General features: G+C 71.2%; 20 protein-coding genes. 7 read left to right on the forward strand and 13 right to left on the reverse strand.

All coding sequences use genetic code 11. The annotated features are described in order from the left end of the window. Positions 1-111 precede the first annotated feature (111 nt). Genes ACZ7HT_RS31405 through ACZ7HT_RS31420 form a run of 4 tightly spaced genes read right to left on the reverse strand, consistent with a single transcriptional unit; the run spans position 112 to position 3,970 of the window. Positions 112-750, reverse strand: coding sequence for a DUF2567 domain-containing protein (locus tag ACZ7HT_RS31405; RefSeq protein WP_471172024.1), 639 nt, complete (start codon positions 748-750; stop codon positions 112-114). A 34-nt stretch (positions 751-784) separates the two neighbouring features. Beyond that, positions 785-1,603 carry an ABC transporter permease gene (locus ACZ7HT_RS31410; protein ID WP_471172215.1) on the reverse strand — a complete coding sequence of 273 codons (819 nt, stop codon included), beginning with the start codon at positions 1,601-1,603 and terminating at the stop codon, positions 785-787. A 49-nt stretch (positions 1,604-1,652) separates the two neighbouring features. Next, complete coding sequence (locus ACZ7HT_RS31415; RefSeq protein ID WP_471172026.1) at positions 1,653-2,633, reverse strand: ABC transporter ATP-binding protein; 981 nt, start codon at positions 2,631-2,633, stop codon at positions 1,653-1,655. Between the two features lie 11 nt (positions 2,634-2,644). After that, entirely contained in the window at positions 2,645-3,970 is a 1,326-nt protein-coding gene (locus ACZ7HT_RS31420; RefSeq protein WP_471172027.1) for an NYN domain-containing protein, read from the reverse strand. A gap of 226 nt (positions 3,971-4,196) precedes the next feature. Between ACZ7HT_RS31420 and ACZ7HT_RS31425 the strand changes: the two genes are divergently transcribed. After that, positions 4,197-4,370: a hypothetical protein gene (locus ACZ7HT_RS31425; RefSeq protein ID WP_471172029.1), complete on the forward strand. Its 174-nt coding sequence runs from the start codon at positions 4,197-4,199 to the stop codon at positions 4,368-4,370. Between the two features lie 69 nt (positions 4,371-4,439). Here ACZ7HT_RS31425 and dnaE read toward each other — a convergent pair whose 3' ends face one another. Then, positions 4,440-7,979 (reverse strand): DNA polymerase III subunit alpha, encoded by a 3,540-nt coding sequence (gene dnaE / locus ACZ7HT_RS31430; RefSeq protein WP_471172030.1) that lies wholly within the window; start codon positions 7,977-7,979, stop codon positions 4,440-4,442. A 157-nt stretch (positions 7,980-8,136) separates the two neighbouring features. Between dnaE and ACZ7HT_RS31435 the strand changes: the two genes are divergently transcribed. From ACZ7HT_RS31435 to ACZ7HT_RS31455, 5 genes are all read left to right on the forward strand, one after another. After that, complete coding sequence (locus ACZ7HT_RS31435; RefSeq protein WP_471172031.1) at positions 8,137-9,462, forward strand: DUF2252 domain-containing protein; 1,326 nt, start codon at positions 8,137-8,139, stop codon at positions 9,460-9,462. A 60-nt stretch (positions 9,463-9,522) separates the two neighbouring features. Next, positions 9,523-10,209, forward strand: coding sequence for a hypothetical protein (locus tag ACZ7HT_RS31440; protein WP_471172033.1), 687 nt, complete (start codon positions 9,523-9,525; stop codon positions 10,207-10,209). A gap of 51 nt (positions 10,210-10,260) precedes the next feature. Then, positions 10,261-11,076 carry a thioredoxin domain-containing protein gene (locus tag ACZ7HT_RS31445; RefSeq protein WP_471172035.1) on the forward strand — a complete coding sequence of 272 codons (816 nt, stop codon included), beginning with the start codon at positions 10,261-10,263 and terminating at the stop codon, positions 11,074-11,076. Between the two features lie 218 nt (positions 11,077-11,294). Next, a complete protein-coding gene (locus ACZ7HT_RS31450) occupies positions 11,295-12,944 on the forward strand; it encodes an alkaline phosphatase D family protein (RefSeq protein ID WP_471172037.1) in 1,650 nt (549 codons plus the stop codon). Positions 12,945-13,270: 326 nt separating this feature from the next. Next, positions 13,271-14,230: a zinc metalloprotease gene (locus ACZ7HT_RS31455; RefSeq protein WP_471172038.1), complete on the forward strand. Its 960-nt coding sequence runs from the start codon at positions 13,271-13,273 to the stop codon at positions 14,228-14,230. Between the two features lie 75 nt (positions 14,231-14,305). On the opposite strand, the gene ACZ7HT_RS31460 is transcribed toward ACZ7HT_RS31455, so the two are convergent. The 6 genes from ACZ7HT_RS31460 to ACZ7HT_RS31485 all read right to left on the reverse strand — a co-directional run bounded on the left by ACZ7HT_RS31460 (position 14,306) and on the right by ACZ7HT_RS31485 (position 19,554). Then, complete coding sequence (locus ACZ7HT_RS31460; protein WP_471172040.1) at positions 14,306-14,875, reverse strand: dienelactone hydrolase family protein; 570 nt, start codon at positions 14,873-14,875, stop codon at positions 14,306-14,308. Positions 14,876-14,918: 43 nt separating this feature from the next. Then, positions 14,919-16,505 (reverse strand): Na+/H+ antiporter, encoded by a 1,587-nt coding sequence (locus ACZ7HT_RS31465; RefSeq protein ID WP_471172041.1) that lies wholly within the window; start codon positions 16,503-16,505, stop codon positions 14,919-14,921. 55 nt (positions 16,506-16,560) lie between these two features. After that, the gene (locus ACZ7HT_RS31470; protein ID WP_471172042.1) at positions 16,561-17,028 is read right to left on the reverse strand and encodes a GNAT family N-acetyltransferase; all 468 of its coding nucleotides are present in this window, start codon (positions 17,026-17,028) and stop codon (positions 16,561-16,563) included. Further along, complete coding sequence (locus ACZ7HT_RS31475) at positions 17,025-17,966, reverse strand: RluA family pseudouridine synthase (protein ID WP_471172043.1); 942 nt, start codon at positions 17,964-17,966, stop codon at positions 17,025-17,027. The genes ACZ7HT_RS31470 and ACZ7HT_RS31475 overlap by 4 nt, the downstream gene beginning before the upstream one ends. Positions 17,967-17,983: 17 nt before the next feature. Continuing rightward, positions 17,984-18,640, reverse strand: coding sequence for a signal peptidase II (gene lspA, locus ACZ7HT_RS31480; protein ID WP_471172044.1), 657 nt, complete (start codon positions 18,638-18,640; stop codon positions 17,984-17,986). Positions 18,641-18,720: 80 nt separating this feature from the next. Next, positions 18,721-19,554, reverse strand: coding sequence for a TraR/DksA family transcriptional regulator (locus tag ACZ7HT_RS31485; protein ID WP_471172045.1), 834 nt, complete (start codon positions 19,552-19,554; stop codon positions 18,721-18,723). Positions 19,555-20,095: 541 nt separating this feature from the next. Here ACZ7HT_RS31485 and ileS point away from each other — a divergent pair. Continuing rightward, positions 20,096-23,230, forward strand: a complete 3,135-nt coding sequence (ileS, locus tag ACZ7HT_RS31490) for an isoleucine--tRNA ligase (RefSeq protein ID WP_471172046.1) — start codon at positions 20,096-20,098, stop codon at positions 23,228-23,230. A gap of 206 nt (positions 23,231-23,436) precedes the next feature. Here ileS and ACZ7HT_RS31495 read toward each other — a convergent pair whose 3' ends face one another. Beyond that, entirely contained in the window at positions 23,437-24,546 is a 1,110-nt protein-coding gene (locus ACZ7HT_RS31495) for a DivIVA domain-containing protein (protein WP_471172047.1), read from the reverse strand. 67 nt (positions 24,547-24,613) lie between these two features. Next, positions 24,614-24,904: a YggT family protein gene (locus ACZ7HT_RS31500; RefSeq protein WP_017238790.1), complete on the reverse strand. Its 291-nt coding sequence runs from the start codon at positions 24,902-24,904 to the stop codon at positions 24,614-24,616. Positions 24,905-24,959 lie beyond the last annotated feature (55 nt).

The raw sequence follows: 24,959 nt of genomic DNA on the forward strand, positions 1-24,959 counted from the left end.
CAGGCGCATGCCGAAATGGTCCCACGCAGCCTGAGGTCACCTCGGCCCGGTTCAGCAGCTGACCAACGGCCCAGATGTTAAAGATCAAGCTAGGGGGCGTCGGAGGCGCCGTCAGTGCGTGCCCGGGCCCTGGGTGTACGCCTTCGGCTGTCCCCAGGGCTCCGGTTCCGGGTCGCGGGGGCCGAAGACGGCCGTGAGGGCCAGGTGCACGATCATCGCGGCGAGCGGCCAGGCCAGCATCCCGGCGGCCGCGAAGCCGAGTTCGAGCGGAGCCTCGAAGGTGACGTTCGGGCCGACGGCCTTCGCGTGGGCGACGACGTCGCCGGTGGGTCCGAAGTGCGTCCCGAACCACCAGGCGATCAGCGAGCCCAGGCCGCCGCCGAGGGCCAGGCCGAGCACGAGCGGGACCCCGCCCTTGCGGCGCAGCAGGAAGACGACGAGTGCGGCGACCGCGCCGAAGGCCAGCGCGAGGAGCACGAACGTTCCGTCGGCGCCGATGGCCTGCTCCCCCTCGGAGTTCCGGAGGTAGACACCCTTGCCGTCGGAGATGAGCAGGACACGGGGGGCCAGGTTCAGCCACAGCACTCCGAGCAGGGCCCCCGCGACCGCGGAGGCGAGGGTCACCACCACGCCCTGCACGACCTCGGCCGCCGTGATGGGGTCGCCGGCCGGGCCGTGCGGCGGCGGGGGCGGCGGGGGCCAGTCGGGGTCGTTCGACGGCTGGTGAGGCGGAGTCAGAGGTGCGGTCACCCCGCCATCGTGCCAGGTGTCCCTGTGGCCCGCCTCAGCGGACGGCGGCCCGCCGGTAGGCCCAGGTGGCGACGGCGAGCGAGCCCACGCCGACCGCCGCGCACACACCGAGGTCGACGGTGACGGCGGCCCAGTCGGGGTGCGGGCCGAAGGTGCGGGCGAGGGCCTCCACGCCGTACGTCGACGGCAGCAGGTCCCGCGCCCAGCCGATCGGTCCCGGCAGCCGCTCGGCGGGCAGGACCCCGAGGAGCAGGGCCGCCGACATGCCGAGCTGGCCCAGGAGGGTGGCCAGCTCCTGGCGGGGCGCGAGGAGCCCGAGGGCCGCGCCGAGCCCGGCGAGCGCCGCCCCGGCGAGCGGGACGACGGCGCCGAGGATCCACAGGTGGCCGAGGGGCAGCCCGAAGAGCACGGAGCCGGCGACGGCGGTGACGGCGGTCCCGGGCACGGTGAAGGAGGCGTACGCCCCGGCGGCGCCGAGCACGACGGCGGCGGGCGGCACGGGCAGGGTGGCGTAGTGGTCGAGGCCGCCGCCGGCCCGCAGCTGCCCGAAGTACTGGGCGAGCAGGTTGAGCGCGACGAAGGCGACGACGAGGACGGTGGAGCCGGCCACGACGGCGCGGGCCTCGGAGCCGCCGTCGACGACCCCGCGCATCAGGACCATGATCCCGATCGACTGGAAGGTGGCGACGAAGAGCAGCGGGATGCGGGCCACGCGGGCGCGGGAGAGCTGGGCGCGGTAGACGGCGGCCAGGGCCGGAAGGAGCCGGGCGCGCGGGGCGAGCGGCGCGGCGCCGTCGGCGGCGTCCCGGCTCGTGACGGGGAGCGTGCCGGGTGGCAGGACCTCGGCGGGCAGGGTGCTCACTGCGTGCGGCTCCTGAGGGTGACGTGCGGTACGGAAGGGGTCACGCCTTCACCAGTCCCTCGGTCGCGCCGCCCAGCGAGAGGTACACGTCCTCCAGGCTGGGCGTGGCCAGGGTGAAGTCGTCGAGCGCGGCGAACGCGGCTCCGCCGGTGACGGTGGCGACGGCCGCGCGGGCGGCGTCGGGGGCGAGCCGGAGCTGCCAGCGGCGTCCGGTCTCCTGGGCGAGCGCGCGCAGGGCGGCGACCTCGGGCAGGTGGACCGGCGGGGCGTCGCGCCAGACCAGTTCGACGCGGACCTCGCCGGCGACCCGCTCCTTGAGGCCGGCGGGGGTGTCGCAGGCGATGACCCGGCCGTGGTCGATGACGGCGACCCGGTCGAGGACGGTCTCGGCCTCGATGACGTTGTGGGTGACGAGGAGCACGGTGGTGCCGTGTTCGGCGCGGCGCCGGTCGACGGCGGCCCAGACGGCGCGCCGGGCGACGGGGTCCATGCCGGTGGTGGGTTCGTCGAGGACGAGGACGGGGCGGCGGCCGACGAGCGCGGCGGCGAAGCAGGCGAGGCGCCGCTGTCCGCCGGAGAGCTTCTTGAGGGGGCGGGCGGCGATCCCGCCGAGGCCGAGCTCGTCCAGGACGGCGTCGCGCTCGGCGCGGGCGTCGTGGGCGGTCAGGCCGCGCAGGCGTCCGGTGGTCTCGGCGGCGAGGGAGACGGTCAGCTCGTCGAGGGCGGTGGACTCCTGGCCGAGGTAGGCGAGGAGCCGGGCCGCCCGCTCGGGGTGGCGCACGAGGTCGTGGCCGAGGAGTTCGACGGTGCCGGAGTCGGGGCGCATGAGGCCGGTGAGCTGGCGGACGAGGGTGGACTTGCCGGCGCCGTTGGGTCCGAGCAGGCCGAAGATCTCGCCGCCGCGCACGTTGAGGCTGATCCCGTCGGTGGCCCGCACCTCGGGGGTCGCGGGCGCGCCGCGCCTGCCGCGCGTGGCGGGGTACGTCTTGACCAGATCCCGCACCACGCACACCGTACTCACGGAGTAAGAGGTTACGGGGTCGCCGGGCCCGCTCCGGGCGCGGGGGCGGGTTCGGCGGCGGCCCGGACGTCGATCTCGCGCCAGAATCCGGCCCGGATCGCGTACCGGTCGTGCTCGTCGATCTGGTCGTCCTTGTGGGCGAGAAGTCCGAATCGCGCGGCGTAGCGGAGGAGTTCGCCGTCGATGCGGTGCGGGATGCGCGGGTAGAGGGTGGAGAGTTTCTGTACGTGGCTCTGTTCGGGGAGTCGCTCCATCCAGCGGCGAGCGAACACCTGTCCGACTTCGAACGGGTCGCCGCCGACGGTGGTGATGTCCTCCTCGCGGTCCGCCCAGCGCTGCTCCGCGCTGGTGAGCGACGCGAGGGTGGGCAGGGTGGCGGTCTCGGCCGGCTCGCCGAGCGCGGTGGCGGGGCGGTCGATCCAGCCCCGGTCGGAGGACCAGCGGAGCGCGCTCGCGCCCTGCGGGACCGGGCCGCCGGGGACGGCGGGTCCGCGCAGTCCGGCGAGGTCCTTGGGGGTGGGGACGCCCTTGCCGTTCGCCGGGGAGGGCACCCCGGGGCCGTGGAGCTCCTGGTCCTCGCGGACGTGGCCGTTGGTGTGGACGTGCTCGTGGCCGCCGATGCCGCCCGGCTCCGCGGGGGCCGGGGCGCCGTTCCGGGCGGCCGCGGCGGCGGCCGCCTCGGCCGCCCGTTCGGCGGAGGCGGCGAGGGCGGCCTCGGGCAGCGGCGCGGAGAGGATGGCGGCGATCTCCGGGCGCGGGGCGGGCGGCGGCGTACACATGCCGGTGAGGTCCTTGGCGCGGACGGCACGGGTGATCCAGGCCCGGTCGAGGACCCGCCGCTCGTCGGCCTCGGCGACCAGGTCTTCGGACTGGTTGTAGTCGCCGTCGGCGGCCTGGACGGCCCACAGGTGGACGGCGACGCCGTGCTCCTTGGCCGACATGAGGCCGGGCAGCAGGTCGCCGTCGCCGGTGACGAGCACGATGTCGGAGCAGGCCCTGTTCCTGGCGAGCTCGGTCAGCTCGGTGTGCATGGCCGCGTCGACGCCCTTCTGCGCCCAGCGCCCGTCGCTCCTGGTCAGGGCGCCGAGCCGGACGGTGACGCGGGGCATCACGCGCAGTCTGCGGTGCTCGGGCTGGGGCACCCGGTCGGGCGCGCCGTCGAACCAGTAGATCCGCAGGAGCGGCAGGGCGGTCTCGGCCTCGGCGCGCTGCCGCAGCTGCTGGATCAGCCCTGCGTGGTCGACGGTGATGCGGGAGCGGGCCGGTTCCCCGGCGAGGAGGCTGGCGGCGGCGCCCAGCAGGTAGCCGGCGTCCACCAGGACTACGCAGCGGTCCATGTGTTTCACCCTCTTTCGGGAGCCTCGGATTCGAAAGGGTGCTTCGGGTTCCTTCGAGTCTGCCCGACCGCCAGGGGCTTGACGTCCGGAACTGGATCATCGGCGTGGCGAGTATCACGCCGAACCCGCCCTCACACTCCGTAATGATCCAACATGCGGCGGTTCGTACCATATGTGAGTCTGACAGCGGCCCTGGCCCCTAGGTCCCTTTGAGGAGGCACACCCCATGGCCAAGAACCGCAATCAGAACCGCAGTCAGAAGCAGCAGTCGCCCGCCGAGCGCGGCTCGCAGCAGGCGCAGCAGTCCTCGATGGAATCGCAGGCCGAACAGCGCGCGAGCCAGGTCACACCCGGTGACATGGCCCGCAAGGGTCGTCAGAAGCGCTTCGGCCACAACTGACGCCTTTCGCCTACGGCAAAGGGGCGCGCCCGTGACGACGGGCGCGCCCCTTGCGCGTGCGTACGGAGGTCAGCCGGCCAGGCAGGACGGGCCGAGCAGCACCTTCAGGTCGCCGAAGAGCGCCGGGTCGGCGGTCACCCGGTGCCGGTCGAGCCGGAGCACGGTGGTCTTCCGCGGGCCCTGGAGCTTGATCCGCACCTCGGTGTTGCCCTTGTGGTGCTTGAGGATCTCGCCGAGCCTGCTGACCATCGGCGGGGTCACCTTCACCGTCGGGATGGTGAGGACCACCGGCGCGTTGGTCCCGGCGTTCGACAGGTCGGGGACCATCAGCTCCATGGCGACGAGGCGGGGGATGTCCTCGCGCTTGTCGAGGCGTCCCTTGACGAAGACGACCGTGTCCTCGACGAGCTGGGTGGAGACCAGCTGGTAGGTGGCCGGGAAGAACATGCACTCGATGGAGCCGGCCAGGTCCTCGACGGTGGCGATCGCCCAGGCGTTGCCCTGCTTGGTCATCTTGCGCTGGAGGCCCGAGATGATGCCGCCGATGGTGACGACCGCGCCGTCGCCGTGCTCGCCGCCGGTGAGCTGGGAGATCGCCGCGTCCGTCTTGTCGGACAGGACGTGCTCGATGCCGAAGAGCGGGTGGTCGGAGACGTACAGGCCGAGCATCTCGCGCTCCTGGGCGAGCAGGTAGGACTTCTCCCACTCGACGTCGGAGAACTCGACGTCCAGGCCGAAGCCGGGCTCGTCGCTCGCCTCGTCGCCCATCCCGCCGAAGAGGTCGAACTGTCCCTCGGCCTCCTTGCGCTTGACCGCCACCACGTTGTCGATCATGGGTTCGTGGTGGGCGACCAGGCCCTTGCGGGTGTGGCCCATCTCGTCGAAGGCGCCGGCCTTGATCAGCGACTCGATGGTCCGCTTGTTGCAGACGACGGCCTCGACCTTGTCGAGGAAGTCGGGGAAGGAGGAGTACTTCCCCTTGGCCTTGCGCGATTTGATGATCGACTCGACGACGTTGGCGCCGACGTTCCGGACGGCGGTGAGGCCGAAGAGGATGACGTCGTCGCCCTGGGCAGCGAAGTTCGACTCGGACTCGTTCACGTTCGGCGGGAGGACCTTGATGCCCATGCGGCGGCACTCGTTGAGGTAGACCGCGGACTTGTCCTTGTCGTCCTTGACCGAGGTGAGCAGTCCCGCCATGTACTCGGCGGGGTGGTTCGCCTTGAGGTAGGCGGTCCAGTAGGAGACCAGGCCGTACGCGGCGGAGTGCGCCTTGTTGAAGGCGTAGCCGGCGAAGGGGACCAGGACGTCCCAGAGGGCCTGGATGGCCTCGTCGCTGTAGCCGTTCTTCTTGGCTCCGGCCTGGAAGATGGTGAAGTTCTTCGCCAGCTCGTCGGGCTTCTTCTTGCCCATGACGCGGCGGAGGATGTCGGCCTCGCCGAGCGAGTACCCGGCGATGATCTGGGCGGCCTTCTGCACCTGCTCCTGGTACACGATGAGGCCGTAGGTGACCGCGAGCACCTCTTCGAGCGGCTTCTCCAGCTCGGGGTGGATCGGGGTGATCTCCTGCTGCGCGTTCTTGCGCAGGGCGTAGTTCGTGTGCGAGTTCATGCCCATCGGGCCCGGCCTGTACAGGGCGGACACGGCGGAGATGTCTTCGAAGTTGTCGGGCTTCATCAGCCGCAGCAGCGAGCGCATCGGCCCGCCGTCGAACTGGAAGACGCCGAGGGTGTCACCGCGCTGGAGCAGTTCGAAGGTCTTCGCGTCGTCGAGCGGCAGCGCCAGGAGATCGATGTCGATCCCCTTGTTGGACTTCACCATCTTGACGGCGTCGTCCATGATCGTGAGGTTGCGCAGGCCGAGGAAGTCCATCTTCAGCAGGCCGAGCGACTCGCACTGCGGGTAGTCCCACTGCGTGATGGTGACGCCGTCGGTGTGCCGCACCCAGATCGGGGCGTGGTCGACGATCGGCTCGCTGGACATGATCACGCCGGCGGCGTGCACGCCCATCTGGCGGACCAGGCCCTCGACGCCGCGGGCGGTGTCGATGACCTTCTTGACGTCCGGCTCGTTCTCGTACATCGCGCGGATCTCGCCGGCCTCGCTGTAGCGCGGGTGCGAGGGGTCGGTGATGCCGTTGAGGTCGATGCCCTTGCCGAGGACGTCGGCGGGCATGGCCTTGGTGAGCCGGTCGCCCATGGCGTACGGGTAGCCGAGGACGCGCGCGGAGTCCTTGATGGCGTTCTTCGCCTTGATCTTGCCGTACGTGCCGATCATGGCGACCTTGTCGGAGCCGTACTTCTCGGTCACGTACCGGATCACCTCGACGCGCCGGCGCTCGTCGAAGTCGATGTCGACATCGGGCATCGAGATCCGCTCGGGGTTGAGGAAGCGCTCGAAGATCAGACCGTGCGGGATCGGGTCGAGGTCGGTGATGCCCATGGCGTACGCGACGATCGAGCCGGCCGCGGAGCCTCGGCCGGGGCCCACGGCGATGCCCTGGCTCTTCGCCCACATGATGAAGTCGGCGACCACGAGGAAGTAGCCCGGGAAGCCCATCGAGATGATGGTGTCCATCTCGTACTCGACCTGCTTCATGCGGTCGTCCGGGATGCCTCCCGGGAAGCGGCGGGCCATGCCGCGCATGGTCTCCTCGCGGAACCAGGTGACCTCGGTGTAGCCCTCGGGGATGTCGAACTTCGGCATGAGGTTCTTCGCCTCGAACATGCCGGAGGTGTCGATCTGCTCCGCGACGAGGAGGGTGTTGCGACAGCCCTCCTGCCAGGCGTCCGAGGAGTCGATGGCGTACATCTCGTCCGTGGACTTGAGGTAGTAGCCGGTGCCGTCGAAGCGGAAGCGGTCCGGGTCGGAGAGGTTCTTGCCGGTCTGGATGCAGAGCAGGGCGTCGTGCGCGGTCGACTCGTGCGCGTACGTGTAGTGCGAGTCGTTCGTCACCAGCGGCGGGATGCCGAGCTTCTTGCCGATCTCCAGGAGCCCGTCACGGACCCGGTGCTCGATCTCGATGCCGTGGTCCATCAGCTCCAGGAAGTACCGGTCCTTGCCGAAGATGTCCTGGTACTCGGAGGCGGCCTTGAGGGCCTCGTCGAACTGGCCGAGGCGGAGCCGGGTCTGCAGTTCGCCGGAGGGGCAGCCGGTGGAGGCGATCAGGCCCTCGGACCACTGGGAGATGGTCTCCTTGTCCATCCGGGGCCACTTCTGCAGCCAGCCCTCTGCGTACGCGTCGGAGGAGAGCTTGAAGAGGTTGTGGAGTCCGGTGGCGTTCGCCGCCCAGATCGTCTTGTGCGTGTAACCGCCGGAACCGGAGACGTCGTCCCGCTTCTGGTGCGGCTGGCCCCACTGGATCTTCCGCTTGTTGCGCCGGGACTCGGGCGCCACGTACGCCTCGATGCCGATGATCGGCGTCACACCGGCCTTCTTGGCCGTGTGGAAGAAGTCGTACGCCCCGTGCAGGTTGCCGTGGTCGGACATGGCGATATGGGTCATGCCCATCTCGTTGCACGCGTTGAACATGTCCTTCAGCCGCGCGGCACCGTCCAGCAGCGAGTACTGGGTGTGGACGTGGAGGTGCGTGAAGGGCGGCTTGGTCACGGGGGAGGCCTCCGACTGAATTTCTGGGGGGACAGCGTGGAAGTCTACGTCGCCCGACTGACAACGACCGGGCACTCGCCGGTACCGTCGGGCGTTGGGAGACCGGGAACACCTGTCCCATTTGTCATGAGCAGTCTTGCACCAGGAGGCACCCTCGATGTCGGTCCCGCAGCACACCGCAGCCGAGCGCGGTGAGCACATCCTCGCCGTCTTCGACACCGCCTTCGGCGAGCTCCTCGCCGCCGACCCGGCGGCCTTCCGCGTGAAGTTCCGGAAGATGGCCGGATCCGCCTTCGCGTTCTACCGGGGCACGGCCTGCCTGTTCTACTCGGACCTGGAGCGCGAGGCCCACGGTGGCCCGTACCTGGACGAGCAGACCGGCCGGGTCTGGATCCACGGCGACCTCCACGCCGAGAACTTCGGCACGTACATGGACGCCAACGGGCGCCTCGTCTTCAACGTCAACGACTTCGACGAGGCCTACGTCGGCCCCTTCACCTGGGACCTCAAGCGGCTGTCCGCCTCCCTCGCGCTGATCGGCTACGCGAAGGCGCTCAGCGACGAGCAGATCACCGAGCTCGTCCGGATCTACGCGGGCGCGTACCGGGAGCGGATCCACGCCCTCGCGACCGGCGCCAAGGGGGACGAGGTCCCCTCCTTCACCCTGGAGACCGCCGACGGGGCGCTGCTCGGCGCCCTGCGCGAGGCCAGGGCCCTGACCCGCTTCGAGCTGCTCGACTCGATGACCGAGATCCGCGACTTCGAGCGGCGCTTCACCGGGGGCGGCGGCTCGATCGAGCTGGACGCGGCCACCCGGTACAAGGTCCTCGCGGCCTTCGACGGCTACCTGGAGACCCTGCCGGAGTCCTCCCTCGCCCGCCCCGACTCGTACCGCGTGAAGGACGTCGTCGGGCGGCGCGGGATCGGCATCGGCTCGGCCGGCCTCCCCTCGTACAACATCCTCCTGGAGGGCAACAGCGACGCCCTGGAGAACGACGTCGTGATCTACATGAAGCAGGCGCAGACCCCCGCGGTCTCGCGGCACGTCACGGACGCGGCGGTACGGGCGTACTTCCAGCACGAGGGCCACCGCACCGTGATCTCGCAGCGGGCGCTCCAGGCGCACGCCGACCCGTGGCTCGGCTGGACGGAGCTGGACGGGGCCGGCCAGCTGGTCGCCGAGGTGTCGCCGTACGCGGTGGACCTGGACTGGTCGGACATCGACGACCCGCAGGAGATCGCGGCCACCGTCGCCGACCTGGGCCGGGCGACCGCCACGATGCACGCGGCGGCGGACGACTCCAGCGGGCACTCCCTGGTGCCGTTCTCGACGGAGCGGGCCATCGACGCGGCGATCGCGGCCGACGAGGAGGGCTTCGCCGAGCTCCTGGTCGACTTCGCCCACGCGTACGGGGCGCGGGCGCGGTCGGACCACCAGATCTTCGTGGACCTCTTCCGCAATGGCCGGATCCCGGGCCTCTAGCAGGACGCACAGCTTGTCCTTAAGGACCTCTTACGGGCCGACATGGGACACTCCCCCACGATGGACATGGCAGGGACGCAGCTGAGGGCGCTGCGGGCGGCGTTCTTCACGACACTGGTCGTGACGCTGTCCGTGGCGTCCCACGTGCTGCTCTCCCGCGTGCCGCTGCCGCTCGGGACGGTCGCCCCGGTCGCGGTCGCCGTCTTCGCCGTGGCGTACGCGCTGGCCGGCCGCGAGCGCGGCCTCGGCCCGATCGCCGGGCTCCTCGTCCCGCTGGAGCTGGCCGCCGACACCCTCTTCACCAGCGGTCAGGCGGTCTGTTACGGCCCCGCCGGCGGGCCGGTCGCCGGTTCGCTGCGCTCGGTGGGCGTGGAGGTGTTCTGCGGCGGCGCCGTGGGCACGCCGCTGCCCGGCGTGGTGACCCCGGAGAGCGGGAGCGCGGCCGCCCTGCTCTCCTCCCCCGATCCCGCGCTGCCCTGGCTGCTGCTCCTGGCCCATGTGGGCGTGGGGCTCTCGGCGGCGTGCTGGCTGCGTGGCGGCGAGCGGGCGCTCGCCCGGCTGCTGCGTGCGGTGGAGGCCTTCGCGTTCCGGCCGCTGCTGCTGGTGGTGGCCTTCTTCCGGGCGGCGGGTCCGGCGCCGCTGCGGGCCGGCCGGCCCGTCGAGCGTCCCCGGTCCTCCCGGGCCCGGCTTCTCGTGCACTCCGTGGGGCGGCGGGGGCCGCCGCGTCCGGTGCTCGCTCTCGTCTGAGCGGGTCCCGCGCGTCCCCCTGCCTTCCCACCTTTCACGGAGATCAGAATCATGAGTGCACGCAACAGCCACGCCAACAAGGCCGCCGCCCGGGAGCGACTGCGCGAGGAGCGCGAGCGCCAGGCGAAGAAGGACCGGGCGCGCCGTCAGGTGATCGTCGGCGTCTCCGCCGTGGCCGTCCTGGCCGTCGCCGGCGGCATCGGCTACGCGGTCGTCAAGTCCAACAAGCCCTCCCACTGGGAGGCGGCGGCCGACGCGAAGTCCGTGACGGCCCCGAAGAACACCACGGGCACGGACGGCACGACCGTCGTCATCGGCAAGGACTCCGCGAAGAAGACCCTGGAGCTGTACGAGGACTCGCGCTGCCCGATCTGCGCGGATTTCGAGCAGGCCGTGGGCTCCACGGTCGAGAAGGACGTCGAGGCCGGCAAGTACAAGATCCGGTACGTCGGCGCCACCTTCATCGACAACGGCATCCCGGGCGAGGGCTCGAAGAACGCCCTCTCGGCGTTGGGCGCCGCGCTGAACGTCAGCCCGGAGGCCTTCCTGAAGTACAAGGCCGCCCTGTACTCCGCGAAGTTCCACCCGGAGGAGAAGAACGACAAGTTCGCCAAGGACTCCTACCTCCTGGAGGTGGCGAACACGGTCCCGGCCCTCAAGGGCAACGCCGAGTTCAAGAAGAACGTCGAGGACGGCACGTTCGACGCGTGGGCGATGAAGATGTCGAAGGCCTTCGACGCCAGCGGGGTGCAGGGCACCCCGACGCTGAAGATGGACGGCAAGCCGGTCACGGTCCAGGGCACGGCCAACCCGCCCCTCACGGTGGCCCAGTTCAACACGGCGATCGACGCGGCCCTCAAGGCCTGACGCCCCCACAGCACCGCCTCGGCCCCGGACCCCTGGTCCGGGGTCGAGGCATGACGGGGCCGAGGCCTTACGAGGCGTTGGCTTTAAGAGGCGTTGGCCTTACGAGGCGTTGGCATTACGGGGCCGAGGCATGCCCCAGGCGTACGCCCGACGACGAGTCGGCGAACTTCTGTCGCGGGTCTGCCCTTGAGGCGTACTCGTCAGTAATCTGACTGCCCGTGACCAGTCGTTTCATATCCCCTGCCCCCACCCGTCGCACGGTCGTCAAGGCCGCCGCCGCCACCGCCGTCGTCGCACCCGCCCTCCTGGGCTCGGCCACCCCGGCGCTCGCGGCCACCGAGGCACCCGCCTTCCTCCACGGCGTCGCCTCCGGCGACCCGCTGCCCGACGGCGTCCTGCTCTGGACGCGCGTCACCCCCACCCCCGAGGCCGCGCCCGGATCCGGCCTCGGCCCCGACGTCCAGGTCGGCTGGGAGCTCGCCGAGGACCGCTCCTTCACCCGGGTCGTCGCCTCCGGCACCACCACCGCGAGCGCCGCCTCCGACCACACGGTGAAGGCCGACGTCCGGGGCCTGCGCCCGGCCACCGCCTACTGGTTCCGCTTCACCGCGGACGGCGCCGTCTCCCCGACCGCCCGCACCCGCACCGCGCCGGCCGCCGACTCCGCCGCGCCCGGCGTCCGCTTCGGCGTGGTCTCCTGCGCGAACTGGGAGTCCGGCCACTTCTCCGCGTACCGCCACCTCGCGGCCCGCTCCGACCTGGACGCGGTGCTCCACCTCGGCGACTACATCTACGAGTACGCCACCGGCGCCTACCCCGAGGCGAAGTACGTCGTCCGGCAGCACGAGCCGCGCCACGAGATCCTCACGCTGGCCGACTACCGCACCCGGCACGGGAAGTACAAGACGGACGCCGACCTCCAGGCGATGCACGCGGCGCACCCGATCGTCGCGATCTGGGACGACCACGAGTTCGCCAACGACGCCTGGTCGGGCGGCGCCGAGAACCACACCCCGGGCACCGAGGGCGACTGGGCGGCCCGGGTGACCGCCGCGAAGCAGGCGTACTTCGAGTGGATGCCGGTCCGCACCTCCACGGAGGGCACGGTCTTCCGGCGGCTGCGCTTCGGCAAGCTGGCCGATCTGCATCTGCTCGACCTGCGGTCGTTCCGGTCCGCGCCGGCGAAGGCGGGCAGCGGCACGGTCGACGACCCCGAGCGGTCCATCACCGGCCGCGCGCAGCTGGACTGGCTGAAGGCCGGCCTGTCCGGTTCGGACGCGACCTGGCAGCTGGTCGGCACCTCGGTGATGATCTCGCCGGTCGCCTTCGGCTCGCTTCCGGCGTACCTCCTGGAGCCGCTCGCCGGGCTGCTCGGCCTGCCGAAGGAGGGGCTCGCGGTCAACGTCGACCAGTGGGACGGCTACACGGACGACCGCAGGGAGCTGCTCGGGCACCTGACCGAGCGGGCGATCCGGAACACGGTCTTCCTGACCGGTGACATCCACATGGCCTGGGCCAACGACGTGCCGGTGAAGGCCGCGACGTATCCGCTGTCGGCCTCGGCGGCGACCGAGTTCGTGGTCACCTCGGTGACCTCGGACAACCTGGACGACCTGCTGCACGTGGCGCCGGGCACGCTGTCGGTGGTGGCCGCGGGCGCCGTGAAGGCCGCCAACCGCCATGTGAAGTGGGTGGACATGGACCATCACGGGTACGGCGTCCTCGACGTGACCGCCGCGCGCTCGCAGATGGACTACTACACGGTCTCCGACAAGAGGGACCCGGCGGCGACGGCGTCCTGGGCGCGCTCGTACCCGACGCTGAGCGGAACGCAGCGTGTCGAGCGGGTGTACCAACCGGTGCTGTAACCGACTGCTCTACGGCGATTTTCAGCCATGATCTCTCCTGTTAACGGGAGATCACATCGCTACGGCGGGTGGTGGGTTCCGGAGATCGAATCCGGACACACCACCCGCCTCCGTCACGTCGTTCGTTACGTCCGCGTCTCAAACCCTGGAAGCGGCGCAAGTTTTTCTTCCCGATGACCCCAATTGCCCCATGAATGATTGGGCCTGATCGATGCTCAACGACCTCTGACATGGACGCGTAATCTCCCCGGCGTGGCGAGGAAGTTCCTCCCACCACCCCCCGCGAGGAGTCACCCGTGCGTGCTCTTGTCCGTATATCGCCGCGTATGTCACGTCGTGTGCTCGGCACCGCCGTGATGGCCGGAACCCTGGCCATGGCCCCGCTGTCCGCCCCGGCGGCCACCCCGTCGACCACCACGCTGGCCTCGGCCGAGAAGTGCGCGGACGGCGCCACGGCCCTGTCCGGCGCCCGCAAGGCCAAGGGCAGCTCCACCAAGGCCGAGCCCAACGCCGTCAGCGCCGCCCAGGCCAAGGCCATGGACGACGACCTGAAGAAGAAGGTCTCCGCCGCCCGGACCTCCGGCCGCCTGAGCGCCGCCAACGCCACCGCCGGCGCCACCATCCCCGTCTACTTCCACGTCATCCACAGCGGCACGACGGGCAAGCTCAGCGCCACGGCCATCAACAACCAGATGGCCGTCCTCAACGCCGCCTACGCGGGCCAGGGCACCGGCAACGTGAACACGGGCTTCCAGTTCTCGCTGGCCGGCACCGACTACACGGACAACGCCACCTGGTACAACATCACCGACGGCACCCAGGCCGAGAAGGACATGAAGACCGCCCTGCGCAAGGGCGGCGCCAACGCGCTGAACGTCTACACCGCCAACCTCGGCGGCGGCCTGCTCGGCTGGGCGACCTTCCCGTCCTCGTACAAGAGCGCCCCGAACATGGACGGCGTCGTCATCCTCGACGCCTCGCTCCCGGGCGGCTCCGCGGCCAACTACAACGAGGGCGACACCGCCACCCACGAGGTCGGCCACTGGATGGGCCTGTACCACACCTTCCAGGGCGGCTGCACGGGCAACGGCGACTACGTCTCCGACACCCCGGCCGAGAAGAGCCCCGCGTACCAGTGCCCGACCGGCCGTGACTCCTGCACCTCGAAGGCCGGTGTGGACCCGATCCACAACTTCATGGACTACACGTACGACTCCTGCATGTACCAGTTCACCTCGGGCCAGGTGACCCGCATGAACGACGCCTGGGTCGCGTACCGCGGCTGACGGACCGTCCGAAGGACAAGGGTGTGGCCCCCGGGGAAGCTCCCCGGGGGCCACACCCCTCTCGGCAAGAGAGACCTACAGGCTGTCGAGGAAGGACAGCGCCACCGACCAGGTCCGCTCCGCCGCCTCCTCGTCGAAGTCGGGCAGCTCCGGGTCCGTGTAGATGTGGCCCGCGCCCCGGTAGCGGTAGACCTCCACGTCCGCCCCGGCCTTGCGCATCTGGAGGTACCAGGAGGACAGCCAGTCGTCCGTCTCGAACGGGTCGGGCTCGGCCACGTGCAGCTGGACCGGAAGCTCGTCCACCGAGGCGGACTCCGCGATGTCCGAGGTGCCGTGGAACAGCAGCAGCCCGCGCGCCTTCTCGTCGCCGAGCGCCAGCGTCTGCGCGATCGAGGCGCCGAGGGAGAGGCCCATGTAGACCAGGCCCCGCTCGGAGTAGGGGGCGGCGGCCAGGACCGCGCGCTTCAGCAGCTCGTCCTTGCCGATCTCGTCCCGGAGCACCACGCCCTCCTCGACCGTCCCGACCGTCCTGCCGTCGTAGAGGTCCGGCGTCCAGACCTGGTGCCCGGCGGCCCGGAGCCGCTCGGCGGCCGCCTCGACGGAAGGGGTCAGCCCGTAGGCCGAGTGGAAGAGCATGATGTCCATGCGTCCCATCCTGCCACCCGCCACGGACCGGCAGGCTCAGGCGTCAGCGCATGCTGCGCACGTCCAGGTGGCGCAGCACCCGGTCCACCACCTCGGGGTCGGCGCCGGGTTCGCTGCGGGCCGCGAGGACCTCGTGCCGCGCGGCCGACATCAGTTCCCGCTGGATCCGCTGGACCGCCTTGAAGCGCTGCGACCGCTCCATGAAGGCGGCCCGCCGCTCGTCGTCCACCATGTCGGGGCTGATCCGCGCCCCGATGTCGTACGCCCCGCGCAGGAGCCGCTCCTGGACCTCCTCGGGCAGCTCCTCGACCTCCTCGATCTCCTTCAGCCTGCGCTTGGCGGCCTTCGCGGCCCGGATCGCGAGGTCCCGCTCCAGGGCGCGCTCGACGTCCGTGTCGGCCCGCACGCCGAGCCGCCTGACCAGCCAGGGCAGGGTGAGGCCCTGGACGACGAGGGTGGCGATGATCACACAGAAGGCGATGAAGACGATCTCGTCGCGGCCGGGGAAGGGCGAGCCGTCGTCGGTACGGAGCGGGATGGCGAGCGCGAGGGCGACCGAGGCCACGCCGCGCATCCCCGCCCACCACATGACGACGGTCTCCCGCCAGCTCATCGGGATCTCCTCGTCGACGTCCCGGAGCGTGTGCAGCCGCTTCGCCAGCCAGGTGGCGGGGAGCAGCCAGAGGAGCCGGACCCCGACGACCACGCCGACGACGGCGGCGCCCCAGCCGAGCATCTGCGCGCCGTGTCCCTTGGCCACCCCGAAGACGTGGATGAGCTCCAGGCCGATGAGGCCGAAGGCGATGCCGGTGACGAGGGTGTCGACGATCTGCCAGAAGGTCTGTCCGGCGAGCCGGCCCATGACGTCGTCGGCGTCGGCGGCGTGCTCGGCGAGGAAGAGCGCGGTGAGCAGGACGGCGAGGACGCCGGAGCCGTGCAGTTCCTCGGCGATGACGTAGCTCACGAAGGGGACGAGGAGGGTGAGGCCGGTCTGCAGGGTGGCGTCGCCGAGGAGTCCGATGAGCTTGTTCGCGAGCCAGCCGAGCACCAGGCCGACGACGACGGCGACGACGGCGGACAGGACGAACTGGCCGAGCGCCTCGGGCCAGGAGAAGGAGCCGCTGACGACGGCGGAGATCGCCACGTGGTAGAGCACGATCGCGGTGACGTCGTTGAAGAGACCCTCGCCCTCCAGGATCGACACGAGCCGGCGGGGCAGCCCGAGCGAGCCGGCCACGGCGGTGGCGGCGACCGGGTCGGGCGGTGCGACGAGGGCGCCGAGCGCGAGGGCCGCGGCCAGCGGAAGGCCGGGCACGAGCGAGTGCGCGACCGCGCCGACGGCGGCCGTGGTGACGAAGACCAGGGCGACCGCGAGCAGGAAGATGGGCCGTCTGTTGGCCGCGAACTGCCGCCAGGAGGTCCGCTGCACGGAGGCGTACAGCAGGGGCGGCAGCACCAGCGGGAGGATGAACTCCGGCGGGACCTCGACGTTCGGCACGAAGGGCAGCAGGGCCAGCACGATCCCGACGAGGGTCATCAGGACGGGCGCGGGCAGTCCGAGCCGCTCGCCGAGGGGCACGGTGAGCAGGGCGCCGAGGAGCAGCAGGAAGAGCAGGGCCAATTGATCCACGGCCCCACCCTGTCACGTACGCCCGTTTTGGAGGCATTCACCCCCACTGGACGTTTTACAGCGCGCGCCGCATGGCCCGGTGCGGCATGTCCGCGTCGGGGAACTCGGGGCCGTACGCCTCGTAGCCGAGCCGCTCGTAGAAGCCGAGCGCGTGGGTCTGCGCGTGCAGGTCGACGGCGCTCAGACCGCGCTCCCGCGCCGCGTCCTCGATGGCGCGGACCAGGGCGGCGCCCACCCCGAGGCCGCGCGCGGCCTGGGAGACGGCGAGCCGGCCGAGGGAGCCGACCGAGGCGTCGGCGCCGGTCTTGCCGACCGCGTCCGCCCCGTGCAGCAGGCGCCCGGTGCCGAGCGGCAGCCCGTCCGCGCGGACGGCGAGGACGTGCACCGCGGTCTCGTCGTACGTGTCGTACTCGATCTCCCGCGGGACGCCCTGCTCCTCGACGAAGACCTCCCGGCGCACCGCGAAGCAGGCGTCCCGGTCGTCGTGGCCCACGGCCTCCCTGACGGTGTACGCCGCGGTCACTGGCTCTCCGAGGCGATCCGGTCGAGGGCCTTCTGCAGGTCCGCGGGGTAGCCGCTCTCGAACTCGACCCAGGAGCCGTCGCCCGGGTGCTCGAAGCCGAGGCGGACGGCGTGCAGCCACTGCCGGGTCAGACCGAGGCGCTTGGCGAGCGTCGGGTCGGCGCCGTAGGTGAGGTCGCCGACGCAGGGGTGGCGGTGGGCGGACATGTGCACCCGGATCTGGTGGGTGCGGCCCGTCTCCAGCTTGATGTCGAGCAGCGAGGCCGAGCGGTACGCCTCGATGAGGTCGTAGTGCGTGACCGAGGCCTTGCCGTCGGCGGTGACCGCCCACTTGTAGTCGTGGTTCGGGTGCCGGCCGATCGGCGCGTCGATGGTGCCGCTCATCGGGTCCGGGTGGCCCTGGACGAGCGCGTTGTAGCGCTTGTCGACCACGCGCTCCTTGAACTGGCGCTTGAGCGAGGTGTACGCGTACTCGGACTTGGCGACCACCATCAGGCCGGAGGTGCCGACGTCGAGGCGGTGCACGATGCCCTGGCGCTCGGCGGCGCCGGAGGTGGAGATGCGGTACCCGGCGGCGGCGAGGCCGCCGATGACCGTGGTGCCGGTCCAGCCGGGGCTGGGGTGCGCGGCGACGCCGACCGGCTTCATGATCACGACGATGTCGTCGTCGTCGTGGACGATCTCCATGCCCTCGACGGGCTCGGCGACGATCTGCACGGGCGCGGCCGCGCCGGGCATCTCGACCTCGAGCCACGCGCCGCCGCTGACCCGCTCGGACTTGCCGACGACGGAGCCGTCGACCTGGACCTTCCCTGCGGCGGCCAGCTCGGCCGCCTTCGTACGGGAGAACCCGAACATTCGGGCGATGGCGGCGTCGACGCGCTCGCCCTCCAGGCCATCGGGAACGGGCAGGGTGCGGATCTCGGGACTCGTGCTCACCCGTCGAGTATGCCTTGTCAGTCCTTGTGGACGGTGCCGTCGGGGTCCAGACCCCGGAACGACAGGATGACGATCAGGATGCCGCCGCAGACGATCGCCGAGTCGGCGAGGTTGAAGACGGCGAAGTGCGCGGGGGCGATGAAGTCCACGACCGCGCCCTCGAAGACGCCCGGCGAGCGGAAGATCCGGTCCGTGAGGTTGCCGAGCGCGCCGCCGAGCAGCAGGCCGAGCGCGATCGCCCAGGGCAGGCTGTAGAGCTTGCGGGCCAGCCGGATGATCACGACGATCACGGCGGCCGCGATGCAGGTGAAGATGATCGTGAAGGCCTCGCCCATGCCGAAGGCGGCGCCCGGGTTGCGGATGGCGTCGAGCCGCAGCAGGTCGCCGACCAGGTCGATCGGCTCGTGGCCCTCCAGCTTGGCGACCACCAGCATCTTGCTGCCGAGGTCGAGCAGGTAGGCGAGCACGGCCACGACGAAGAGGGCGACGATCCTGCGCCTGCCCTTCGGCCGCTCCTCGGGAGCGGCCTGGCCGTCGGGGGCCGGCGTGCCGTCGTGGTCCGGCGTGCCGCTCGCGGCCGCGGTCTCCTCGCGGGCCGCCGACGCGTCGGAGGCGGCCGTCTCGTCGGCCCCTGCTGAATCCGGCGTACCGATGATGCGCTCCGCCTCTGCCACGTGAGTGAGTCCCTCGACCTCGATGCCTGACCGTGCACCGAGGGTACGGCACAGGCGTACGAGACCGGCAGCCGAGATCGTCAGCCGCGCCGCTCCTGTCGCTGTTTGTCCTCGACGCAGAGCGTGGCCCGCGGGAAGGCCTGCATCCGCGCCTTGCCGATCGGCTTCCCGCACACCTCGCACAGGCCGTACGTGCCCGCGTCGAGCCGCTCCAGGGCGTGCTCGGTCTGCTCCAGCATCTCCCGGGCGTTCGCGGCCAGGGCCAGCTCGTGCTCGCGCGTGATGTTCTTGCTGCCGGTGTCGGCCTGGTCGTCGCCGGCGCCGTCGCCCGAGTCCCGCATCAGACCGGTCAGCTCCTCCCGGGAGTGGACCAGCTCGCTGCCGAGCCGCAGCACCTCCGCCTGGAGCGCGCTGCGGGCCTCGGCGACCTCCTCCGGCGTCCAGGGGTCCTCGCCGGGACGCACCGCGAGCTCACCGGCCCGCGCCGGGGGCACCGCCGCCTCGTCGCCGACGGTCGTGACGCCGCCCGCGGTCTTCTTCCCTGCCACCGTCCTGGCTCCTGTCTGCTTCTTCGCGGCGGACGCCTTCCTGGCTGCCGCCTTCTTCGCCACGGCCTTCCCGGCGGGCGCCGCGGCGTCCTCCGAGGCCGCCTCCTCGGCGACGCCGCCCTTCGGGGCGGCCGTGTCACCCGTGGCCGTGCTGCGGGCCGCGGCCTTCCTGGCCGGCGTCTTCTTCGCGACCGATTTCGCGACCGATTTCGCTGCCGATTTCGCGGCCGATTTCGCGGCCGTCCTCTTGGCCGGCGCCTTCCCGTCGACCGTCGACTTCTTGCCGGCCACGTCCTTGGCGACCCCGGCCGCACCGGTGGAACCGGCGGCCGAGGTCTTCTTCGCGGCGGTCTTCTTCGCCACCATGTCGCGGCCCCTTCACATTTTGTGATCTTGCTCGCGAATCGTGCTGGGACGATAAATCGGCCCAAGGCCCGCGGCAACGGGGCACGCCGCCGTTCCCACCCGCCCCCGCTCCCCGCGGGGCGGGCCTGCCTCCGTTGTGCCCAGCTCCCCGCCCGGTTATCCGTCCCGCCCCTCCCCCACATGGCCGCAGCGGAACTCCGGCCCGCCCCGTGTGGCCATTCGGGTCACGCGAAATCCGGTCTGCCACCCTGCGCTCCGCCCCGTACACTGGCGGGAGCGAAAGGCTTGGATGGGGACGAGTAGCGTCGCAAGCAGCCATGAGCGACCCGGGGACGGTGAGAGCCCGGGGGCGAGCCCGATGTGAAGCATCACCCCGGAGCCGTCGGAAGAAAGCCGCACGACAGCGCGGTGACTAGACCCGGCGTCGCGACCCCAATGAGGGGGCTCAGGGCGTCCGCCCGGGGCCAAGGAGGGTGGTACCGCGGGAGCAGTGCTCTCGTCCCTCCGGACGGAACGAGGAACATCCGCCGGAGGAAGATCGATGTCTTCGCAGTACCGCCAGGTACCCGCCCAGGTAGACCTGTCCGCCCTCGAGCACGCCGTGCTCGACTTCTGGCGCGACAACAAGGTCTTCGCCAAGACCCTCGAGCAGTCCGAGGGGCGCCCCGAGTGGGTGTTCTACGAGGGCCCGCCGACCGCCAACGGCATGCCCGGCGCCCACCACATCGAGGCCCGCGTCTTCAAGGACGTGTTCCCCCGCTTCCGGACCATGCGCGGCTACCACGTGGCCCGCAAGGCCGGCTGGGACTGCCACGGCCTGCCGGTCGAGCTCGCCGTCGAGAAGGAGCTCGGCTTCTCCGGCAAAAGGGACATCGAGGAATACGGCATCGCGGAGTTCAACGCGAAGTGCCGTGAATCGGTGACCCGTCACACCGACGCGTTCGCCGAGCTCACGACCCGTATGGGCTACTGGGTCGACCTCGACGACGCGTACCGGACCATGGACCCCTCGTACATCGAGTCGGTCTGGTGGTCGCTCCAGCAGATCTTCGACAAGGGCCTGCTCGTCCAGGACCACCGCGTCGCCCCCTGGTGCCCCCGCTGCGGCACCGGCCTCTCCGACCACGAGCTGGCGCAGGGGTACGAGACGGTCGTCGACCCCTCCGTGTACGTGCGCTTCCCGCTCACGTCCGGCCCGCTCGCGGGCAAGGCGGCGCTCCTGGTCTGGACGACGACCCCCTGGACCCTGGTGTCCAACACGGCGGTCGCCGCGCACCCCGAGGTGACCTACGTGGTCGCCACGGACGGCGACGAGCGCGTCGTCGTCGCCCAGCCGCTGGTCGAGAAGGCGCTCGGCGAGGGCTGGGTCACCACGGGCGAGTCCTTCACGGGCGCGGAGATGGAGCGCTGGACGTACCAGCGCCCCTTCGAGCTCGTCGAGTTCCCGGCGGAAGCCCACTACGTGGTCAACGCCGAGTACGTGACGACCGAGGACGGCACGGGTCTGGTCCACCAGTCCCCCGCCTTCGGTGAGGACGACCTCAAGGTCTGCAAGGCGTACGGCCTGCCGGTCGTGAACCCGGTCCGCCCCGACGGCACCTTCGAGGAGGACGTGCCGCTGGTCGGCGGCGCCTTCTTCAAGAAGGCCGACGAGGCGCTCACCGCCGACCTGGACGCGCGCGGGCTGCTCTTCAAGCACATCGCGTACGAGCACAGCTACCCGCACTGCTGGCGCTGCCACACGGCCCTGCTCTACTACGCGCAGCCGTCCTGGTACATCCGTACGACCGCCGTCAAGGACCGGCTGCTCCAGGAGAACGAGCAGACCAACTGGTTCCCGGAGTCGGTCAAGCACGGCCGCTTCGGCGACTGGCTGACGAACAACGTCGACTGGGCCCTCTCGCGGAACCGCTACTGGGGCACCCCGCTGCCGATCTGGCGCTGCGAGGACGGCCACCTGACCTGCGTGGGCTCCCGCGCGCAGCTCACCGAGCTGACGGGCACCGACCAGTCGGAGCTCGACCCGCACCGCCCGTACATCGACGCGGTCACCTTCCCGTGCCCCAGCTGCTCGAAGACCGCCACGCGCGTGCCGGAGGTCATCGACGCCTGGTACGACTCGGGCTCCATGCCGTTCGCGCAGTACGGCTACCCCTACAAGAACAAGGAACTGTTCGAGTCCCGCTACCCGGCGCAGTTCATCTCCGAGGCCATCGACCAGACGCGCGGCTGGTTCTACACGCTGATGGCCGTCGGCACCCTGGTCTTCGACAAGTCGTCCTACGAGAACGTGGTCTGCCTCGGCCACATCCTCGCCGAGGACGGCCGCAAGATGTCCAAGCACCTGGGCAACATCCTCCAGCCGATCCCGCTGATGGACCAGCACGGCGCCGACGCCGTCCGCTGGTTCATGGCGGCCGGCGGCTCGCCGTGGGCGGCCCGCCGCGTGGGCCACGGCACCATCCAGGAGGTCGTGCGCAAGACCCTCCTCACGTACTGGAACACGGTCGCCTTCCAGGCGCTGTACGCCCGTACGTCCGGCTGGGCGCCGTCCGCCGCGGACCCGGCGCCGGCCGACCGCACGGTCCTCGACCGCTGGCTGCTCTCCGAGCTGAACACGCTCGTCGCCCAGACGACCGAGGCGATGGAGTCGTACGACACCCAGCGCACCGGCAAGCTGATCTCGGCCTTCGTCGACGACCTCTCCAACTGGTACGTGCGCCGCTCGCGCCGCCGCTTCTGGCAGGGCGACGCCGCCGCGCTCCGCACCCTGCACGACGTCATCGAGACGGTCACCCGGCTCATGGCCCCGCTGACCCCCTTCATCACGGAGCGGGTCTGGCAGGACCTCGTGGTGCCGGTGACGCCGGACGCCCCGGAGTCCGTCCACCTGGCGACCTGGCCGGAGGCGGACGCCGCCCTGATCGACCCGACGCTCTCCGAGCAGATGCTCCTGGTCCGCCGCCTGGTCGAGCTGGGCCGGGCGACGCGCGCCGAGTCGGGCGTGAAGACCCGCCAGCCGCTGTCCCGCGCGCTGGTCGCGGCCACGGGCTTCCCGGCCCTGTCGCCGGAGCTCCAGGCCCAGATCACGGAGGAGCTGAACGTCTCCTCGCTCGCCTCCCTGTCGGAGGTCGGCGGCTCGCTCGTCGACACCACGGCGAAGGCGAACTTCCGGGCCCTCGGCAAGCGCTTCGGCAAGGGCGTCCAGGACGTGGCGAAGGCGGTGACGGCGGCCGACGCGGCGGCCCTCTCGCTGGCGCTGCGCTCCGGCGAGGCGACGCTCTCGGTGAACGGCGAGGACATCACCGTCACCCCGGAGGAGATCATCATCACGGAGACCCCCCGTGAGGGCTGGTCGGTGGCCTCCGACGCGGGCGCGACGGTCGCGCTCGACCTGGAGATCACGCCCGAGCTCCGGCGCGCGGGCCTGGCCCGTGACGCGATCCGGCTGATCCAGGAGGCCCGCAAGAACAGCGGCCTGGACGTCGCGGACCGCATCGCGCTGCGGTGGACCTCCGGCTCCCCGGAGACGGTCGAGGCCCTGACGGCCCACGCGTCCCTGATCGCGGACGAGGTCCTGTCGACGGACTACGCGCGGGGCGAGGCGGACGCCACGTACGGCCCGGCCTTCGAAGACGAGGGCCTGGCCCTCACCTTCCGCCTCCGCAAGGCGTAAGCCCACGACGAAGGGCCCGGCACCACTTCGGTGCCGGGCCCTTCGCCATACCCCACGCGCGCGCGGGCCCACGCGGGCGCAGCCCGCCCCGGGCGGAGGCGCGGGCCCGCGGTGTGGGGGTACGCCGAAGGGCCGGTTCCCCGGGTGGGGAACCGGCCCTTCAGGCTGCCGACGGCTACGCGCTCAGGGCGCGGGCACCCGCCGCCTCAGTTGTCGTCCTCGTCGATCAGAAAGCCCCGCATCGGCGCTGGCGCCTGCTGCATCGGCTGCGGTGCCTGCGGCCGGACCGGAGCCATGGGCTGGGTCATCGCCGGGGACATCTGCTGCTGGCCGCCGTAGGAGGGCGCGCCACCCATGGACGGCGCACCGCCCATCCCGCCGTTGCCGCCGTAGGACGGCGCGCCCGCGCCGGCCGAGGCCATGGACGGGGCCGGCGGCAGCGAGGCCGTGGCCGGGGTGCGCGGCGGAGCCAGCGAGTCGTCCGCCTGGGTCTCCAGCTGACGCAGCTGCGACTCCAGGTAGGACTTCAGACGCGTGCGGTACTCGCGCTCGAAGCCGCGCAGGTCCTCGACCTTGCGCTCCAGCGTGGCGCGGGCGGACTCCAGGGAGCCCATCGCGACGCGGTGCTTCTCCTGCGCGTCCCGCTCAAGAGCGTCCGCCTTGGCGCGGGCGTCCCGCTCCAGGCCCTCGGCGCGGGAGCGCGCCTCGCCGACGATCTTGTTGGCCTCGGAGCGCGCCTCGGCGATCGCCTGGTCGGCGGTCTGCTGGGCGAGCGAGAGGACACGCGCGGCGCTGTCGCCACCGGGACCCTGCTGCGGCTGCTGCATCTGCGGCGGCTGCATCTGCTGCTGCTGGGGGTGGCCCATGGGACCGCCCTGCATCGGGCCGGGACCCATCGGGCCGCCCTGCATGGGGCCACCCTGCATCGGGCCGGGGCCCATGGGCCCGCCCTGCATGGGGCCGCCCTGCATGGGGCCGGGGGGAAGCGCGGGGGCACCGGACGGCAGCTGCGGCGGGCCCATCTGCGGCTGCTGCTGGGCCGGCGGTCCGGATATGGCGGCGGGCACGGGCGCGCCGGGACCGACGGGACGATCCTGCGGCTCCGGGGGCTTGCGCATGGCCTGCTGCTGGTTCTGCGCGGCGGCACGCGTCGCGGCGGCCAGCTTGGCGCGCAGGTCCTCGTTCTCGCGGAGCAGGCGGGTCAGTTCGGCTTCGACCTCGTCGAGGAAGGCATCGACCTCGTCCTCGTCATAGCCTTCTCGAAGGCGGACGGTCGTGAACTGCTTGTTCCGCACGTCCTCGGGAGTCAGCGGCATCTCTTCTTCACCTCTACGTAGTCGTCGGCAGTCGGCAAGACCGTATCGTCCACTTGTTCCTCCACCATCACCTCGCGAAGCTGCTCACGATGGAGATCAGGATGTAAACGATGATCATCAGAACGAAGAAGGACAGGTCGAGTGCCACGCCCCCGAGACGCAGCGGCGGGATGAGTCGCCGCAGAAGCTTGAGCGGTGGATCGGTGACAGTGTAGGTGGCCTCAAGAACGACCACCATCGCCTTACCGGGTTGCCATGAACGGGCGAACTGGAAGACGTAGTCCATGACAAGCCGGACGATCAGGAGGACGAGGAAGCACATCAGCACGATGTAGACCACCTGTAGTGCGACGCCCATCCCGCGTTTCCCTCTCCCCTGGCTTTCGTGCTCTCGCTTGTCCGGCCGCTAGGCG

Source organism: Streptomyces sp. NPDC037410 (assembly GCF_055602235.1).